The organism is Halomonas sp. AOP22-C1-8 (genome assembly GCF_052378905.1).
In the GTDB taxonomy this organism is placed as follows: domain Bacteria; phylum Pseudomonadota; class Gammaproteobacteria; order Pseudomonadales; family Halomonadaceae; genus Vreelandella; species Vreelandella citrativorans.
Genome location: NZ_JBQSYD010000009.1, coordinates 59,147 through 75,806, shown reverse-complemented (window position 1 = coordinate 75,806; position 16,660 = coordinate 59,147). Strand labels below are relative to the sequence as shown.

At 51.5% G+C, this 16,660-nt stretch carries 15 protein-coding genes; 5 read left to right on the top strand and 10 right to left on the bottom strand.

Annotated elements, in window-relative coordinates; translation table 11 throughout:
- Positions 1–60: 60 nt before the first annotated feature.
- Both dnaN and dnaA read right to left on the bottom strand, forming a co-directional pair.
- Positions 61–1,164 carry a DNA polymerase III subunit beta gene (gene dnaN / locus ACT3TY_RS06965; RefSeq protein ID WP_441678678.1) on the bottom strand — a complete coding sequence of 368 codons (1,104 nt, stop codon included), beginning with the start codon at positions 1,162–1,164 and terminating at the stop codon, positions 61–63.
- Between the two features lie 58 nt (positions 1,165–1,222).
- Positions 1,223–2,686, bottom strand: coding sequence for a chromosomal replication initiator protein DnaA (dnaA, locus tag ACT3TY_RS06960; protein WP_192526760.1), 1,464 nt, complete (start codon positions 2,684–2,686; stop codon positions 1,223–1,225).
- Positions 2,687–3,218: 532 nt separating this feature from the next.
- Here dnaA and rpmH point away from each other — a divergent pair.
- From rpmH to mnmE, 4 genes are all read left to right on the top strand, one after another.
- The gene (gene rpmH / locus ACT3TY_RS06955; protein WP_172118745.1) at positions 3,219–3,353 is read left to right on the top strand and encodes a 50S ribosomal protein L34; all 135 of its coding nucleotides are present in this window, start codon (positions 3,219–3,221) and stop codon (positions 3,351–3,353) included.
- Positions 3,354–3,366: 13 nt separating this feature from the next.
- Positions 3,367–3,768 (top strand): ribonuclease P protein component, encoded by a 402-nt coding sequence (rnpA, locus tag ACT3TY_RS06950; protein ID WP_172118744.1) that lies wholly within the window; start codon positions 3,367–3,369, stop codon positions 3,766–3,768.
- A 115-nt stretch (positions 3,769–3,883) separates the two neighbouring features.
- Entirely contained in the window at positions 3,884–5,572 is a 1,689-nt protein-coding gene (yidC, locus tag ACT3TY_RS06945) for a membrane protein insertase YidC (RefSeq protein ID WP_444627744.1), read from the top strand.
- Positions 5,573–5,672: 100 nt separating this feature from the next.
- Positions 5,673–7,043 carry a tRNA uridine-5-carboxymethylaminomethyl(34) synthesis GTPase MnmE gene (mnmE, locus tag ACT3TY_RS06940; protein WP_444627743.1) on the top strand — a complete coding sequence of 457 codons (1,371 nt, stop codon included), beginning with the start codon at positions 5,673–5,675 and terminating at the stop codon, positions 7,041–7,043.
- Between the two features lie 299 nt (positions 7,044–7,342).
- On the opposite strand, the gene ACT3TY_RS06935 is transcribed toward mnmE, so the two are convergent.
- Genes ACT3TY_RS06935 through ACT3TY_RS06925 form a run of 3 tightly spaced genes read right to left on the bottom strand, consistent with a single transcriptional unit; the run spans position 7,343 to position 10,789 of the window.
- Entirely contained in the window at positions 7,343–8,419 is a 1,077-nt protein-coding gene (locus tag ACT3TY_RS06935) for a BsuBI/PstI family type II restriction endonuclease (RefSeq protein ID WP_441676424.1), read from the bottom strand.
- Positions 8,379–10,208, bottom strand: a complete 1,830-nt coding sequence (locus ACT3TY_RS06930; RefSeq protein WP_441676426.1) for an HsdM family class I SAM-dependent methyltransferase — start codon at positions 10,206–10,208, stop codon at positions 8,379–8,381. The genes ACT3TY_RS06935 and ACT3TY_RS06930 overlap by 41 nt, the downstream gene beginning before the upstream one ends.
- A complete protein-coding gene (locus tag ACT3TY_RS06925) occupies positions 10,205–10,789 on the bottom strand; it encodes a recombinase family protein (RefSeq protein ID WP_441678671.1) in 585 nt (194 codons plus the stop codon). The genes ACT3TY_RS06930 and ACT3TY_RS06925 overlap by 4 nt, the downstream gene beginning before the upstream one ends.
- A gap of 208 nt (positions 10,790–10,997) precedes the next feature.
- Here ACT3TY_RS06925 and ACT3TY_RS06920 point away from each other — a divergent pair, with 208 nt between their 5' ends.
- Positions 10,998–11,627: a hypothetical protein gene (locus ACT3TY_RS06920; protein WP_441678669.1), complete on the top strand. Its 630-nt coding sequence runs from the start codon at positions 10,998–11,000 to the stop codon at positions 11,625–11,627.
- 278 nt (positions 11,628–11,905) lie between these two features.
- On the opposite strand, the gene ACT3TY_RS06915 is transcribed toward ACT3TY_RS06920, so the two are convergent.
- The 5 genes from ACT3TY_RS06915 to hemL form a co-directional block, all read right to left on the bottom strand.
- On the bottom strand, positions 11,906–12,751 hold the full coding sequence (locus tag ACT3TY_RS06915) for a 23S rRNA (adenine(2030)-N(6))-methyltransferase RlmJ (RefSeq protein WP_441678667.1): 846 nt from the start codon (positions 12,749–12,751) through the stop codon (positions 11,906–11,908).
- Between the two features lie 88 nt (positions 12,752–12,839).
- Positions 12,840–13,514, bottom strand: a complete 675-nt coding sequence (locus tag ACT3TY_RS06910; protein WP_441678665.1) for an OmpA family protein — start codon at positions 13,512–13,514, stop codon at positions 12,840–12,842.
- 31 nt (positions 13,515–13,545) lie between these two features.
- Positions 13,546–14,712, bottom strand: coding sequence for a radical SAM family heme chaperone HemW (gene hemW / locus ACT3TY_RS06905; protein WP_441678663.1), 1,167 nt, complete (start codon positions 14,710–14,712; stop codon positions 13,546–13,548).
- Positions 14,705–15,313 (bottom strand): RdgB/HAM1 family non-canonical purine NTP pyrophosphatase, encoded by a 609-nt coding sequence (rdgB, locus tag ACT3TY_RS06900; RefSeq protein ID WP_192526919.1) that lies wholly within the window; start codon positions 15,311–15,313, stop codon positions 14,705–14,707. Before rdgB ends, hemW begins: the two co-directional genes overlap by 8 nt.
- A 42-nt stretch (positions 15,314–15,355) precedes the next feature.
- On the bottom strand, positions 15,356–16,636 hold the full coding sequence (gene hemL, locus ACT3TY_RS06895; RefSeq protein ID WP_441678661.1) for a glutamate-1-semialdehyde 2,1-aminomutase: 1,281 nt from the start codon (positions 16,634–16,636) through the stop codon (positions 15,356–15,358).
- Positions 16,637–16,660: the final 24 nt, after the last annotated feature.

Below are 16,660 nucleotides of genomic sequence, written 5' to 3'. Positions count from 1 at the left end.
AGAAAGCGGCGCCCCTGCTACCAGAAGCGCCGCCCCGTTTGGCATTTATGAAACGCTATATTACAACCGCATGGGCATAACAACATACAGCGCATCGCCACCACCCGGCTCTTCAAGCAGCGCACTGCTATTAGGGTCGGCCAGCGTTATTTGCACTCTGTCTTCATTTAGTACGCTAAGCACGTCAACCAAATAGCCCACGTTGAAGCCGACTTCCATCGCAGAGCCGTTATATTCGACGGCCACGTTCTCTTCGGCTTCTTCCTGTTCAGGGTTATTCGCCATGACCTTAAGGTTGCCCTCTTCCAGGTATAAGCGCACACCTCGATACTTCTCATTGGAGAGAATCGCCGTACGTGACAGCACCTGACGCAACTCGGCGCGTTCAGCAATGAGCACCTTATCGCCATTGCGTGGTACGACGCGCTCATAGTCAGGGAACTTCCCGTCAATCAGCTTGGACGTAAAGGTGAAGTCACCGGTATGAGCACGCACATGGGTTGAACCCAACGTCAGGCTTACCGGCTCATCGCTATCATCCAACAGGCGCGAAAGCTCAAGAATACCCTTACGAGGTACAATCAGCTTCTGCGGCTGGTTAACCGCGACATCAACAGGACGTGAACACATCGCCAAGCGGTGGCCGTCTGTCGCCACCGTGCGTAGCAAGTTACTTTGAATTTCCAACAGCATGCCATTGAGATAGTAGCGAACATCCTGCTGCGCCATGGCAAATGATGTAGTTTCAATAAGATGCTTTAACGTGCCCCGTGGAACGCTTAACTCCTGACTGCTATCGGCATCTTCAATATTGGGAAATTCAGCCACCGGTAATGTCGAGAGCGTAAAGCGTGAACGACCGCTGCGCAGCACCGCTCGGCCATCTTCAACGGTCAGTTGGATATCGGACTGATCAGGCAGCGATTTACAAATATCCATCAGCTTACGAGCAGGCACGGTTGCCGCCCCTGGCTGGTCAACCTGGCTTGCGACAGTACGCCCGATGAGTTCAACCTCAAGGTCCGTACCGGTTAGTGCGACCTGGTCACCTTCGACCTGAATCAGCACATTAGACAGTACAGGTAGCGTTTGGCGCCGTTCTACCACGCCTGCCACCAGAGTCAGCGGACGCAGCAATGCCTCTCGGGAAATGGAAAATTTCATCAACACTCCGGTTTATATCCTGAAAACCTGCAGACGGCAGGCCAATCCCATGGATGATTTAGCTGGTTAAAAGGCGCAACAGATTTTTGTAATCTTCGCGAATATCCGCGCTCTCCTCTTGCAAGGCTTTCACCTTGCGGCAAGCGTGAAGTACCGTTGTATGATCACGGCCACCAAACGCATCGCCAATTTCCGGCAAACTATGATTGGTCAATTCCTTGGCTAGCGCCATGGCCACCTGCCGGGGGCGAGCGACTGAGCGCGAGCGTCGCTTGGATAATAAATCTGCCACCTTGATTTTGTAATACTCGGCGACTGTGCGCTGGATATTATCTACACCCACCTGCTTATCTTGTAGCGCGAGTAAATCTTTTAGCGACTCACGAATAAAGTCCTGGGTAATCGGCTTACCCATAAAGTGTGAGTCAGCAATCACTTTTTTCAGTGCCCCTTCCAATTCACGTACGTTCGAGCGAATTTTTTGAGCAATAAAGAAGGCCGCATCATGAGGTAAATCAACTTTGGCCTGGTCGGCTTTTTTCATCAAGATGGCTACGCGGGTTTCAAGTTCGGGCGGCTCAATAGCCACCGTCAAGCCCCATCCAAAGCGCGATTTCAGGCGCTCCTCAACACCACTGATCTCCTTTGGATAACGATCAGAGGTGAGAATCATTTGCTGGCCGCCTTCCAAAAGCGCATTAAAGGTATGGAAAAACTCCTCTTGGGAGCGCTCCTTGCCAGCAAAAAATTGAATATCATCAATGAGTAACGCATCAACACTGCGATAAAAGCGTTTGAAGTCGTTGATCGCATTAAGCTGAAGTGCCTTGACCATATCGGCAACAAAACGCTCAGAATGCAGATACACCACCCGGGCATTTTCCCGGCGGCCAGCCAGCGCATTGCCTACGGCGTGCATCAAGTGCGTTTTACCCAGACCTACCCCACCGTATAGAAATAGTGGGTTATAGGCACCACCCGGATTTTCTGAAACCTGCCGAGACGCCGCACGCGCCAGTTGGTTGGATTTACCTTCCACGAAGGTATCAAACGTAAAATTGGGGTTCAGCCCACTGCCGTGCTTAAGACTACCTTCGACCTGGACCTGACGCTCGTTAGTCCGCCGGCGCGGCGTTTCTTCACGCTCACGCAGCTGATCAATTTCACGCTCATCGGCAATATCACCGCGCGGGGGCGTATGCACTGAAGGCGCCGAGGTTGAAGCGGAAACAGGATTACCCAAATCACGCGGCTGGGGGACTGCCGCTACTGGACGACGGCTACCTACGGTCAGGCTTACTTTGGGTGGTTTAGACGGCGCAAGCTCGCGGATCAGCTCACTGATTCGCTTGGCATACTTGTCACTCACCCAATCGCGCACAAAGCGATTAGGCGCCAGTAAGCGCAACTCATTGGACTCTCCTTCTTCTGCCTGCAAGGGACGTATCCAGGTATTGAATTGCTGAGAATTCAATTCGTCCTGCAGGTAGTCCAGGCACTGTTGCCAAAGCGCGAGTGACACTCATCTCACCATCAGTTGAAAACGGCCGACCATTGTAGCGCTCTAAAGCTTGGTTATCCACACGGGTTTGGCTAACAATTATGCCTGTGGACAACTTATCGTAAGCACGTGGGACAACCCGCTGATGGAGTGGGGACAGATCCGTTTTTAGCGTTTTCCCACATCTCTACACACATCAAAACAACAGTTTATAGACCGCTTATACGACACTTATGCACATTGTTTTTATGATTTTATCATATTGATTAACCTATTTATTATTCACTTATCCACAAATAGTATCCCCACTATTAATAACAACAAGATTTAAAAACCTTATTAGTAATAATAGCTGTTTTGATTTTCGCGTAAAAAAGCCGGCAGGCCCCATGCCCACTGCCTTTTTGTTGGTTTTTATGCAAGGAAAAATTGCACCCGGCGCGGGAAGCCTCTACAATTTCCGGTCTTGAATTGAAACTCCCCGGCTAGTTTCCTCACTGGGCCGGGTCTTTTGGATTCACATCCGTCCTAAACCACGTGGGAATTACGAGTTATGAAACGCACTTTTCAACCCAGCGTTCTCAAACGCAAGCGCATGCATGGCTTCCGTGCTCGCATGGCAACCAAAAACGGCCGTGCCGTTATCTCTCGCCGCCGTGCGAAAGGCCGCAAGCGTCTGAGCGCCTGATCTCGGATTGCGTGTGCCGCCTCAAGGCTTTCCCCGGCGTTTGCGTCTTTTAAACGCTGGGGATTTTAGTCACGTGTTTGAACAAGCTGACCTTAAAGTTCATGGCAAAGGTATGATGGCGTTAGCGCGCATGACTACCCGAGGGCATCCTCGCATTGGACTAATTGTCAGCAAGAAAAATGCAAAGCGCGCTGTAGATCGCAACCGCTTTAAGCGTCTAGTCCGAGAGTCCGCCAGGCTTCGCCAGGATCACCTTCCCTCCATGGATATTGTGATATTAGCCAAGCGCGGTGTGCAGGATATCGACAATGAAACGCTTAGTCGGCAGTTGCATGGTATGTGGAAACGCCTTCAGCGTGACGCGCAAACGGTATCAATTGCACCACCGCTTGATGGCGTAACACGTGACACTTGACGACACACCTCGCCGCTCGACCTCGGCCTGCCGCTTGGCAGGCTTTCGTGTGTCATGGGTCGAGTAAATGACACTGCGCCATTAGCATGTTCATCACCCAGCGGGCAGAACCCTCATGGACGTAAAACGACTTCTCTTACTGATTCCAATGGCAGTACTTGCCTATCTACTGGTGATCCAGTGGAATCAGGATTATGGGCCGACAGATTACGACTCGACGCCTGAAATTACGCAAAGCAGTAGTGACGCCCCCTCAGCCAATGCTGAAAGCAGTAACGACCTGACGGTTCCGTCAACGTCGGCACCCAACAGTGCGGTAGACGACGGGCTGGCAAGCAATACTGAAAGCGAAACATCTAGCCGTGACTTTATTGCAGTGGCTACCGATGTTCTCGACGTGCGCATTGACCCGCACGGCGGCGACATTATTTATGCTGCGTTACCTCAGCATAAAATGACGCTGGATACTGAACGCAACTATGTGTTGCTCTCGGATAATTCAACGCGTAGCTATGTTGCACGTTCCGGCCTACAGCTAGACGGGCAAGCAAGTCGTATTGAATTTACCCCGGAAAGCAATGCCTATCGTCTGGCAGATGATGATGACCAGCTAGTCGTTGACTTACGGGCAGACGTTAACGGCGTTGATATTATCAAGCGTCTTACGTTCGAACGTGGGAATTACGCGGTCAATGTTGATTACTATATTGCCAATAATACCGATGCGCCGGTAAGTGCTCGTTTTATTGGCCAATTAGCGCGTGATAACAGCCCTGACCCGTCAAGCGGCGTTGCCATGGGTATGAAGTCCTATATTGGGGCAGCGTACTCAACGCCAGACGAACGTTATGAAAAGATCGATTTTGAAGACATTCAAAACCGTAACTTTGAAAATCGTGAAGCCCAGGGCGGCTGGATTGCGCTTATCCAGCACTACTTCGTTTCTGCCTGGGCACCGCCCCAAGATCAGCAAAACCTTTACTACGTTACCACTGACTCAAGTGACCGTAACGTGGTGGCGTTTGCAGGCCCCACCAGCAACATTGCGGCGGAAGGTGAAGCGACACTGGGCGCCACGCTCTACATGGGCCCCAAGGTTCAGGATCACCTTGAGCAAGTGGCACCCAATCTGCGCCTGACCGTTGACTATGGCTGGTTGTGGTTTATTGCCAACCCACTGTTCTGGTTGCTGGATAAGATCCACGACATCGTGGGCAACTGGGGCTGGTCAATTGTTCTGCTGACGGTTGTGGTTAAGCTGGTGCTCTTCCCGCTGTCTGCCAAGGCTTATAAGTCAATGGCACGCATGCGGAAACTGGGCCCGGAAATGCAGCGTCTTAAAGAGACCTATGGCGATGATCGTCAGAAAATGTCTCAAGAGATGATGAAATTCTACCAAAAGGAGAAGATCAATCCTTTAGGTGGCTGCTTACCCATCGTCATACAGATGCCGGTGTTTATCGCGCTTTACTGGATGTTGCTGGAGTCGGTAGAGCTGCGCCATGCGCCGTTTATCTTCTGGATTCACGATCTATCGGTGAAGGATCCTTACTTCATCCTGCCAATACTGATGGGTATATCCATGTATGTTCAGCAGCTGCTGAACCCGACACCTCCGGACCCCATGCAGGCGAAGATCATGAAGATGCTGCCGATTATCTTCACCTTCTTCTTCCTGTGGTTCCCGGCGGGTCTGGTCATCTACTGGGTAACCAACAACATCATTTCGGTCGCGCAACAGTACTTTATTACGCGTAGTATCGAAAAAGACCCCAGTGTGGGTAAAGGAATGCGAACCAAGTAATCCTTGTTAACCACGCTCCCAGACCCCCGCCCTCGTGCGGGGGTCTGGCGTTTTAGAGACGACAAATTCACAATGTACGCATCCATTAATGAGGCGCGCCATGGCTGAACGACTTTATACCCAGGATACGATTACTGCTCTGGCGACACCGCCTGGGCGTGGCGGCGTAGGGATTATTCGCGTCTCAGGGCCTGCCTGTCGCGATATTGCAGAGTCCGTACTCGGCCACTGCCCGGCGCCTCGGCATGCCTATCACGGCCCCTTTAAGGGCGCTGATAGCATTATTGACGAAGGCATCGCCCTGCTGTTCAACGGCCCTCACTCCTTTACCGGCGAAGATGTGCTGGAGCTACAGGGGCACGGTGGCCCCATTATCATGGACATGCTGCTTGAGCGTTGTGTGGCCTTGGGCGCGCGGTTGGCGCGGCCTGGTGAGTTCTCCGAACGGGCCTTTCTCAATGACAAGCTCGACCTTGCCCAAGCCGAAGCGATTGCCGACTTGATTGATGCCACCTCGCGTTCAGCGGCGGAAAATGCCGTGCGCTCACTACAGGGCGAGTTTTCTACCCGCGTCTCCCATCTGGTTGAGCGGCTTATCGAGCTGCGTGTCTATGTAGAAGCCGCCATCGACTTCCCTGAAGAGGAGATCGACTTCCTGGCGGATGGTCATGTCGCCCAGCGTTTGGAAAGTGTTCAGCAAGCACTCAGCGACGTGCGCAAAGCCGCCGGCCAAGGGGCGCTGTTACGCGAAGGCATGAACGTGGTCATTGCCGGTCGCCCCAATGCGGGTAAGTCCAGCCTGCTTAATGCGTTGACCGAACAAGAGACCGCCATTGTGACTGATATTGCAGGCACCACGCGGGATGTGCTGCGTGAGCACATCCATATTGATGGCATGCCGCTGCACATTATTGATACGGCGGGCTTGCGCGATACCCCGGACGCCGTTGAAAAAATCGGTGTCGCCCGCGCCTGGGCAGAAATCGAGAAAGCCGACCGGGTACTGCTGTTGGTGGACGCCTCTACCACCGAGGCGACCGACCCCATGATGATCTGGCCCGAGTTTGTTGCCCGCCTTCCCGATCAAAGCCGTTTAACGTTGGTACGTAACAAAATCGATACCAGCGCTGAGCAGGCTGGAATTGATTTATCCACAGACACGCCCACGCTTCGCCTTTCGGCCAAAACCGGTGCGGGTGTGGATAACCTAAAAAACCATTTGAAAACCGTGATGGGCTTTGCGGCGACCACCGAAGGACGCTTCTCCGCACGTCGGCGTCACCTGGACGCCCTCGACCGGGCAATGGCAGCGCTTGATACCGGCCGTGCCCAGTTGGATGGCTACGGCGCTGGAGAACTGCTGGCCGAAGACCTTCGCGACGCGCAGCAAGCGCTGAGTGAAATTACCGGCGAGTTTAGCGCCGATGACTTGCTGGGCGAGATTTTTGGCAGTTTCTGCATCGGCAAGTAAGCCTTGGTTTTCAGCGTTAAGGTGCATCAAACCAATCAAAAAGTCGCTGATTTTTTTTACAATTATATTTTCTTATCTTTCGACGACTGGTAATGCTCTTTTATAACCGGGGAGATAAGTAGATCCGTGGTAATCCTGGCAAATATCCGGACTCGGCCTACGTGAAAACTGCCAGATCTGGTTGTCGTTGAAACGTGACTTGCGCATGTTGAATCTTCTGTTCGTTCAGGTTACAAAATTCCACTTATCTCCGTGATTATTTTTCAGGGGAATTACACGTAGATTGCCCTTTATACAAGCTAGACAATTTCAGATAAGCTGAGCGATTTTCCGTCTTTCAGGCTGATAATATTGTCGGGCTCTGAACAAAACCAAGCATATGTACCCCACGCCAACTCCGACATAGCTTTCTTGAATGCTGATGCAGAGCGATCCTGGAAGGCAGTAACAAAGGCTAAATGCTCAGGGCTAAACCCCGCTTCCACCGCAATCTCAGTTAATTTCTTTTTACGGACAGAGTTCACTGGGCCATCAGAGGCTACGATTTCAATGAATACGAAAAGCATATCGCTACCATCCGTCTTGGTCCCCAAATCAACCAATATGACATCTGGTAGTGTCTTTGATGGATCGATCTTCAGTTTCAATCTACTGGCGAGATCAATCCCAACTTTTTCACCGGATTGTGATAACCATAAAACAGCGGGGTTCTTGAGGAACTTCGGCGCAAAATCCTCGATAACGCACTTTCCAATAACACCAGAAGGCCCTGACTCTAGGGTTACCACACCGGCGTTGGGTAACGTAGCTGTGATGGTGTCGGAGTTGGCCGCTGCCGCGTTCGCTCCCAACAACATTATCCGGCTGAGTGCTGCCGGATTGAGGTGTGCTTTCTGCCAGGCAAGGATCGCATCCTCCAACTGCTGGCCAACTAAACTCTCATCAAAAAGAGACGCAAATTTTTGAGTCATTGCATACTTTGGAAGTGGCGTAGTAACTGGCAGACCAGCTCTCTCCCAAACCGCCCCTAGGGCTATGAACCCGTACCGTATAGTCTCATCCCTGACGGGTTCTCGTGAGTTTGGAGCGTACCAAGTATTAGCTGGCCTTTCCTTCTTGCTGGAGAGGGCCTGTTCTACCCAAGCGTTGCGCTCTTCGTCCGACAGCAGCTCTGCCTGTTCGTCCGACATGTCAGTAACTTGACTCGGACGAATCCAGCGTTCCTGTCCTTCAATCGCTCCTGCATAGAACATTACATAAAGCGTGCGGGCCGCCATTTCGCGGGTAACGTAGTTACGATTTTCTGTCCCATCTGGGAAGATCTGTGGCAATCGCTCAGCGATTACCTCCAGTTTTGGTACTTTCGGCCAGCTCAACTTTGTTCTCTCCATACAGTTTGGCTACACATTTCTCGATGGAGAGTCTATCAGAACCGGCCAAAATGATCTTCTGCAGCTTTGTCAAGCCTTCAATCGTAGGTAGAGGAACCGACATCAGCTCATAGGCAGAGACCGCAACACTACCGCTTATACAGCGATATATGCGGTCGAAGACCTCTGAGTTGAGGAGAGCGTTAATCGTTTCGACAGTCACCTCTCTGATCAGACCGTCGGAGTAAACAATATTTAAATGATTCTCAACTACAACACCGTTGTTTCGGTCGATAAAATCTTGGGGGATAACTGCGCCCAAAACCCGGCGGTTCTGCTCCTTTGATGTGGTCCTCTGGACTAAAACACATGACTCCCGTGTAATAAGGTGTTGTTGGTTGTTCTTCACCTCGATATAGGGAACATGATTCCGTTTCACTGCTGAGAATTTAAACCCCTGAGCTGTAACTGACTCGGCCCATATCAAGGGTAACGAGTTTTTTGTCTTTTCTGATTTGAGCTGAGTTTTATGCCGGTTCCAAACCAACTTTCCAGTGGATACTACATATCCAAGGTCAGGAAGCCGTGTTTGCATCTTCTTAATGCGGTTAAGTAAAGCTGCGTCCTTTGACACCCTAGGGATTAGCCAAGGCCCATCGCCCTTAACTATGCCCACTTTACCAATGTGCTCTACTTTGGCTTCATTAAGCCCCTGTGGAACGAGAAGTGACACTTTAGAGGGGCTGCGTCGCGCTCCCTTCTTAAACGTTGTCAACAATGTTTCTTGGAGCACATCATCAAATACCCCTTCTCGGTTAGAGATGAAGTCAAAAGCTCGTGGTGCTGCTTCAGTAAGTAGCAATTCTCGTAGCGCCTTGAAATACTGACCGCCCAGAAATGATGTCGGCGTGAGGTAGGCGATGACTCCATCTTCCTTGGCAGTTCTCAATGCAAGATCGGTAAACAAGCCATAAAGATTGGCGTGACCGAACAATGAACGTGCGTACTTGTTTCTTAACGTTGCATCAAGCGTAACTTTCCCATATGGAGGATTGCCAATTACCAAATCAAATTTTGTCGATGACTCATATGCGAGTGCGTCACCAACAGTTATTACATCTTTTGGTAACCTCTTCCGCGCTTTAATGCACAAATCAATGAGTACCGATTCAAGAAGGACATGCGTCATCCAGGCGGCAAAGGGATCTATCTCTACCCCTTTCAATCGCTTACCTATCTGCCGAATCTTCCATTCTGCTGATGTGCTTTTCGATTTTTCAAGCATTCTTGTTGCTACAGGTGCTAAGAATGCCCCTCCACCGCAGGCCGGATCTATTATGGACGCTTTACTGAAATCAACCCCAGCATCTTCGGATAAATCAAGTAGACGGGAAACTAAAGGAGGCGGCGTATAGTAAGCTCCCAGCTTTGAGCGGAAAGCCACTGGTAACATCGCTGTATAGATTGAGCCAATCAAAAATCCCGCATCAATATCGGGAAACTGAGCAATTACTCGCCCTGTACTTATTGCAACGTCTTCAGCGTCTGACGCAACATCAGCGAGAAATGTATCACGGGGAACCGGAAAAATTTTAAGCTTAGAGCCGTGGCGCGAATTAACCTCATTCCAATATGAAGTCACCAGAACGGCACAATATGATCGAGCTACAGCCAGACGATGCTCATCATCGGAGAAGGAGCTGACATACCCCCGTGCCATGCTTTTACATGCGTCATAACTGACAAGGGGCTCTTCCGATTCGCTTAAAATATCCTGAAAGTGATACGCACTCATGCCTTCGTACCCTCGCAGTCAGGTTTAACTACCCCGACCCTGTTGTAAATAGTTGTTCTTGAGACTCCAAATCGCTTGGCAATATCAGAGACGGGTATATTTGGATCCTTGAGTAGAGCTTTAATCTCTCGAATGTCTTTCTGTTTCAGCTTTGGTTTACGTCCACCAAGTCGGCCACGCGCCCGCGCAGCCTTCAATCCGGCTCGTGTTCTCTCGCTGATGAGGTTTCTCTCAAATTCGGCAAGTGCAGCAAATACGTGAAATACCAGCTTTCCAGAGGCACTTGTCGTTTCGATCTTTTCTTGAAGACTCTCAAATCCGATTTTCTGTTCTTCCAGGGTCGTCACGAGTTTGACCAAATCACCCAAACTTCGTCCCAGACGATCCAGTCTCCAAACCACCAACGTGTCGCCTGAACGCAGAGCTTTCAGGCAAGCCTCAAGCTCCGGCCTTTCAGTGTTCTTCCCACTGGCTTTGTCTTCATAGATGACCTGGCAACCCACTTTCTCCAAAGCATCCCTTTGGAGGTGCAGGTTCTGATCATCCGTTGAAACGCGGGCATAGCCAATACGTTGATTCATGTACAATTAATTTACATAGAAAAGTATACGAGTATTTTAACAAATTGCACACCAAGAATCCATGCGAAATAACACCTTCTCTAGGTGTTCACAAAACGGTGGTTTGTTGGACGCTAATGAAGGCTCGGCTCTCTTCATGAAGAAAACTTGATCTATATGAAAAGCCATGTATAGTTCTATATATGGTTTTATCTATGAAGGAAGTGAGATGCCAGTCACAATAAGCGTTTCAGATGATGTGTACCGCAGATTGGAGGGGTTGGCTGTCGGGTTCGACACGCCAGAGAGAGTGATCGAGCGACTACTCGACTCGGTTGAGGAAAGCGGGCCGAAGTCCAGCGAAAGCAAACCCTCCCTAACCTTTGTTCCTGATGAGGTAGCGTTCAAAAATGAGCTGATAGCTCGCAAGAAGGCACAGGTAGTTCTTCATCTGAAAAATGGAGACCGAGATGTCATTCACTGGAATGCTTCTAGGTTCCAGCCCAGCTCAAACCTACGAGCTAATTTATGGTCAGGCATTCTGAGGAACTGGAAGGATAAAGGGATCACCTCTGCGGAACTTTCAGTTCTCCCCCAGGGCCTCAACCACCCTGACGACAACACCGATCTCCTAATCGCTATTGCCGGAGAGGTTCACTGGACGCTCGAAGAGGTAGAGCGGTACTTTGAGGAATATGACCTGGTTAGCAGTGACGACGGCCATCCGTACTATTACCTCGCGACCTTCAGTGATGAGACTCCTGACGAGCTGAAGAAAATCGCCGGGCTGAACAGCTCAAATCAGCTTCATTTGGACCTAACCATCGTTCCAGATGAAGATCGGGGAGAGTTCGAGTAGAGTAATAGCAGTTTATAATCAATACGTTATGTGGGCTTTGGTTAGCGGATTTTGATCCCTATTTACTCCCTAACAACCATAACATGTTGATTTATATATATTCTTTACATTCTGCATCGGCAAGTAATACGCTCACTTTATGGATCGGCGGGGCGGCGCTGTTGTTCCACCGTAATCCTAACGTCAAATGGTTTAGAATAGTGGTGGTAGTGGAGCGTGTTAAAACCACGCTAGAGATCATCTAGCGGGCGGCTTTCACTCAACGTTTTTGTGCCACCCTACTCCTCAACCCACCACTGCGCCTCAACGCGGCTTTCACTTCCAAGGCAACGGGTTACCTCTGCCATTGCGGTCTTCAGGCGCTCATCAAGCCCCCAGGGCGGGTTAACAACCAACATACCGCTACCGTACATACCGTGCGTTTGCTCACCTGGCACGCGCAGCAAAAGCTCGCTGCGCCATATTTTGCGAATACCGCTTGCCTTTAACCCGTCCAATAACGCGTGATGATGCCCAGCGGGTAGCAGGGGATACCAAATCAGTAGTATGGCGTGGCGCGCCTTTTCAAGCGTGTATATCGCCGTATCAACCACTTCCTGGTACTCCGCTTTACGCTCAAAACTAGGGTCAATCAATACGCAAAGCCGCGGGGTAGGCACCGGCAGCATGGCCGTTAAACCCGCTAAACCATCGCCATAAATACGTTTTGCCTGAGGAGGAAGAGACTGCGTGTTCAAGTGCTCATGCTCACCCGGATGAAGCTCAAAAAGGCGCAGCTTATCGTGCTCGCGCAATGATTGGCTTAGCCACCATGGGGAGCCGGGATAGTGCGTTAACGCACTGGTACTGGGCTGAACGCTGGTGACAGCATTTAACCAATCACAGAGTAATGGGTCGGTGAGCACCTCGCGTTCGTGCCATAGCGGCCAAATACCCTCACGATACTCCTGAAGCCGCTGCGTCTCTTTGGTGGCGAGTGGGTAAAGCCCTCTTCCCGCATGCGTATCTATATATGTAATGGGTGTTTTTTTACGTAATAAATAATCAACGACGGCGTAAAGCGTCAAGTGTTTGTGTACATCGGCAAAATTACCGGCGTGATAGGCGTGTTGATAAGACAGCATGGTAACTCGCAGATAAGTGAACGAAAAAAGCCCGCTATGGGATCATAGCGGGCTTTAAACGGTAATGCGCGGGGGAGTTATGTCTTACTTAGCCCTGGCCGTTACCGATTGGCGTCAGGGTGATTTCAACCCGACGGTTTTGTGCCCGGCCCTGCTCGGTATCGTTGCTGGCAACCGGCTGGTTAGCGCCGTATCCCATGGTGTTAAGACGCGAGGAGGATACCCCGTTTTGGCTTAAGTAGTTGCCCACTGACTGAGCTCGGCGCTCAGAGAGACGCTGGTTGTAGCTGGCATCCCCGGTGCTATCGGTGAAGCCGGCAATATTAACCCGCGTATCGGTGTATTGCTTGAGCACATTAGCCACTTCATTGAGCGCGCTACGCGCATCGCCGGTGAGATCCGAGGAGTCAAACCCGAACGTTACGCTACTGGGCATATTCAGTACGATATCATCGCCGCGACGGTCGATTTCAATGCGTGAACCTTGCAGGTTCTGGCGAAGCTGCTGTTCCTGGCGGTCCATGTAAGCACCAATACCGGCACCCGCAGCAGCACCTACGGCTGCGCCAATCAGGGCACGATCACGACGGCTGGTACTTCCGCTACCCGAAAGCGCACCCGCAGCAGCGCCTACCGCCGCACCAATCCCTGTTCCCATGCCGGTCGACGAACGTTGTGTCTGGCCACCATAAGGGTCAGAGGTGGCACAACCTGCCACTAGAATTGCAGCGGCCAACGGGGTCAGTAGTCGAGAAATACGCATCACTCACTCCTTGTATATTTTTGCGCTTGAATTATTCGTCGCTGATAAAGGCCAGCAACTCATTCAAGAATAATAGACCTTGAGGCGATGCACGCAGCTTTTCGGGCATTTCCATCAAAAGTCCTTTTTTGGAGGCCGTGTGTAAACGTGCCAGCAGTGTTTCCTGGGGCTGGCCGGTATGCGCCGACCACGTATGCATGGCAACGCCTTCGGTTAAGCGAAGCGCATTCATGGAAAACTCAAGTGGCAACTCGTCCGCCACGATAGGCTGCTTGCCCGCCAGGAAACCGCGTGGGTCATTATCACGTCGTAAGTAAGCATCCGGCTGGCGCGTTTTCCAGCGCCGCTCAATATGCCACTGCCCTTGCGGATCAATCGTCGTCAGCTTGCCGTGCGCTCCTGCGCCAATGCCCAGATAGTCGCCAAACTGCCAATAGTTGAGATTATGCCGGCTCTGCTTTCCAGGTTTTGCATAGGCTGAAATTTCGTAGCGTTCAAAGCCTGCCTGCTCCAATCGCTGATGACCAAGCTCCTGAATATCCCAAAGCGCCTCCTCTTCAGGCAGAACAGGTGGCTGAGAATGAAACGCGGTATTGGGCTCAAGGGTTAGCTGATACCAGGAGAGATGATCCGGTGACAGGGCAAGCGCCTGATCAATATCTTGAAGCGCCAAGGAGGGCGTCTGGCCAGGCAAGCCATGCATCAGGTCGATATTTATATTATCAAATCCCGCTGCACGCGCCTGGCCCACTGCGGTAATCGCCTCTTCACCGCCGTGAATACGTCCCAAAGCCTTCAACTGAGCGGGCTGAAAACTTTGGATACCTAATGAAAGACGATTGATGCCCGCTTCGCGGTAGCCAATAAACCGTGCCTGCTCGGTAGTGCCAGGATTCGCCTCCATGGTGATTTCCATGTTGGGTGCAAAGGGCAAACGTCGGCGTATTCCATTAAACAGCCGTTCAAAGAATGCGGGCGACATCAGGCTTGGCGTACCGCCACCAATAAAGATGGTCTGAATCTGACGCCCAGCGGCTAACGCCAGATCGCCATCCAGATCATGAAGTAGTGCCTTTAAGTAAGTCGCTTCGGGTAACTCACCGTCAGGTTCATGAGAGTTAAAGTCACAATAAGGGCACTTGCGTACGCACCAGGGCGTATGAATATAGAGCGATAACGGAGGTAATGGCTTAGCCATGTGCCACCTTAAGTATATCAACCAACCCTTGAAGCGCCCGCCCACGGTGGCTTAGCCGATTTTTTAATTCACTGGGTAATTCCGCCACGCTCATTCCCTGGTCGGGTAGCCAGAACAGCGGGTCATAGCCAAAGCCACCCTCTCCACGTGGATGAGCAAGTAACTCCCCTTCCCAGCTGTGCTGAACAATAACCGGTACCGGATCAGCAGGATGGCGCAAATAGACCAGCACGCACCAGTAGCGACCGGTGCGCTGACCTTCTGCACAGTCACTAAGCGCGGCCAGCAGTTTTTCATTGTTACGCTGATCGCTTTTCGGCTCACCAGCGTAGCGTGCGGAGTAAATCCCTGGCGCCCCTGAAAGCGCATCGACCTCAAGGCCGGAGTCATCAGCAAGCGCCGGTAAGCCGCTAACCCGGCTCGCCTCACGCGCTTTTAACAGGGCATTTTCAACAAAGGTTAGCCCCGTTTCTTCAACATCATGTACCCCAAAATCTGCTTGTGGACGTACATCCAGCCCTAACGGTGCCAGCAGTTGATTGAATTCTTTCAGCTTTCCCGCATTGCCGCTTGCCAGAACAAGGGTATTTACCGTGACCATCATATTTTCTCCCGGCATAAATATGGCAGGCAGGCTGCCTGACTACATTATTGAGAAGGCTTTTTCTGCAGCATCCAACGTAAATTGGATATCCTCGGGCGTATGAGCACTCGACATAAAGCCTGCCTCAAACGCTGAAGGGGCCAGGTAAACGCCGTGATCCAGCATCGCGCCAAAGAAACGGCGGAACGCCTCCGGGTCACACGCGGTTGCCTGGGCAAAGTTATCCACACGGCGTTGAGAGGTGAAAAACAGCCCAAACATGCCACCCGCTGACTGTGTCATCATGGAGACACCTGCCGCATTAGCGCGCTCTTTCAGGCCGCTGCAAAGTGTTTCAACTCGCTGAGAAAGCGCGTCATGAAAGCCGGGGACCTGGAGCTTGGTTAATAACGCAATACCTGCCGCCATCGCCAAGGGGTTACCCGACAGCGTACCTGCTTGATAAATCGGCCCCATGGGGGAGATGTTTTGCATAATCTCGCGTTTGCCGCCAAACGCACCTACCGGCATACCGCCACCAACAATCTTACCCAGGCACGTTAAATCAGGAGTAATACCGTAATGCGCCTGAGCCCCACCCAGCGCAACGCGGAACCCGGTCATGACTTCATCGAAAATCAGAATGCTTTCATGCTCGTTGCACACACGGCGCAATGTTTCCAAAAAGCCCGGCTGGGGAGGAATACAGTTCATGTTACCTGCGACCGGCTCAACGATAATGCAGGCAATCTGGTCGCCGATTTCAGCAAAGCACTCTTCCACACCTTCAATATCGTTATAGGAGAGCGTAATGGTGTGCTCGGCAAGTGACGCGGGAACACCTGGCGAGCTGGGTTCGCCATGGGTGAGCGCGCCAGAGCCCGCTTTTACCAGCAACGAATCAGAATGGCCGTGATAGTTACCTTCAAACTTAACGATCTTGTCGCGCCCGGTGGTGCCGCGAGCCAAGCGGATCGCCGACATGGTGGCTTCCGTACCGGAGCTGGTCATGCGCACCATTTCCATGGTGGGGATCATTTCGCAGATCAGATCTGCCATGGTGGTTTCAACCGCGGTCGGGGTACCAAACGAGAGACCGTTGTCCAAACGAGCACGTACCGCTGCCAACACATCCTGGTCCGCATGACCGGTAATCATTGGGCCCCAGGAACCTACATAGTCCACGTAGCGGTTGCCTTCCACATCAAACAGATAAGCGCCCTGGGCGCGCTCCATAAATACCGGCGGACGGTGCAGGCCTTTAAACGCACGTACCGGCGAATTTACGCCACCTGGAATATGGCGGCTAGCAAGCTCAAACAGTTCAGCAGATGTGGTCATGGCGTCCTCAATATCAATGGCGTA

Excerpts from the sequence above, each read along its gene's own strand:
- rpmH (WP_172118745.1), top strand. The coding sequence starts at position 3,219 with ATGAAACGCACTTTTCAACCCAGCGTTCTCAAACGCAAGCGCATGCAT.
- rdgB (WP_192526919.1), bottom strand. The coding sequence starts at position 15,313 with ATGGTCACGGTAAATACCCTTGTTCTGGCAAGCGGCAATGCGGGAAAG.
- ACT3TY_RS06920 (WP_441678669.1), top strand. The coding sequence starts at position 10,998 with ATGCCAGTCACAATAAGCGTTTCAGATGATGTGTACCGCAGATTGGAG.
- ACT3TY_RS06930 (WP_441676426.1), bottom strand. The coding sequence starts at position 10,208 with ATGAGTGCGTATCACTTTCAGGATATTTTAAGCGAATCGGAAGAGCCC.
- dnaN (WP_441678678.1), bottom strand. The coding sequence starts at position 1,164 with ATGAAATTTTCCATTTCCCGAGAGGCATTGCTGCGTCCGCTGACTCTG.
- ACT3TY_RS06915 (WP_441678667.1), bottom strand. The coding sequence starts at position 12,751 with ATGCTGTCTTATCAACACGCCTATCACGCCGGTAATTTTGCCGATGTA.
- hemW (WP_441678663.1), bottom strand. The coding sequence starts at position 14,712 with ATGGCTAAGCCATTACCTCCGTTATCGCTCTATATTCATACGCCCTGG.
- hemL (WP_441678661.1), bottom strand. The coding sequence starts at position 16,636 with ATGACCACATCTGCTGAACTGTTTGAGCTTGCTAGCCGCCATATTCCA.
- ACT3TY_RS06925 (WP_441678671.1), bottom strand. The coding sequence starts at position 10,789 with ATGAATCAACGTATTGGCTATGCCCGCGTTTCAACGGATGATCAGAAC.
- ACT3TY_RS06910 (WP_441678665.1), bottom strand. The coding sequence starts at position 13,514 with ATGCGTATTTCTCGACTACTGACCCCGTTGGCCGCTGCAATTCTAGTG.
- mnmE (WP_444627743.1), top strand. The coding sequence starts at position 5,673 with ATGGCTGAACGACTTTATACCCAGGATACGATTACTGCTCTGGCGACA.
- yidC (WP_444627744.1), top strand. The coding sequence starts at position 3,884 with ATGGACGTAAAACGACTTCTCTTACTGATTCCAATGGCAGTACTTGCC.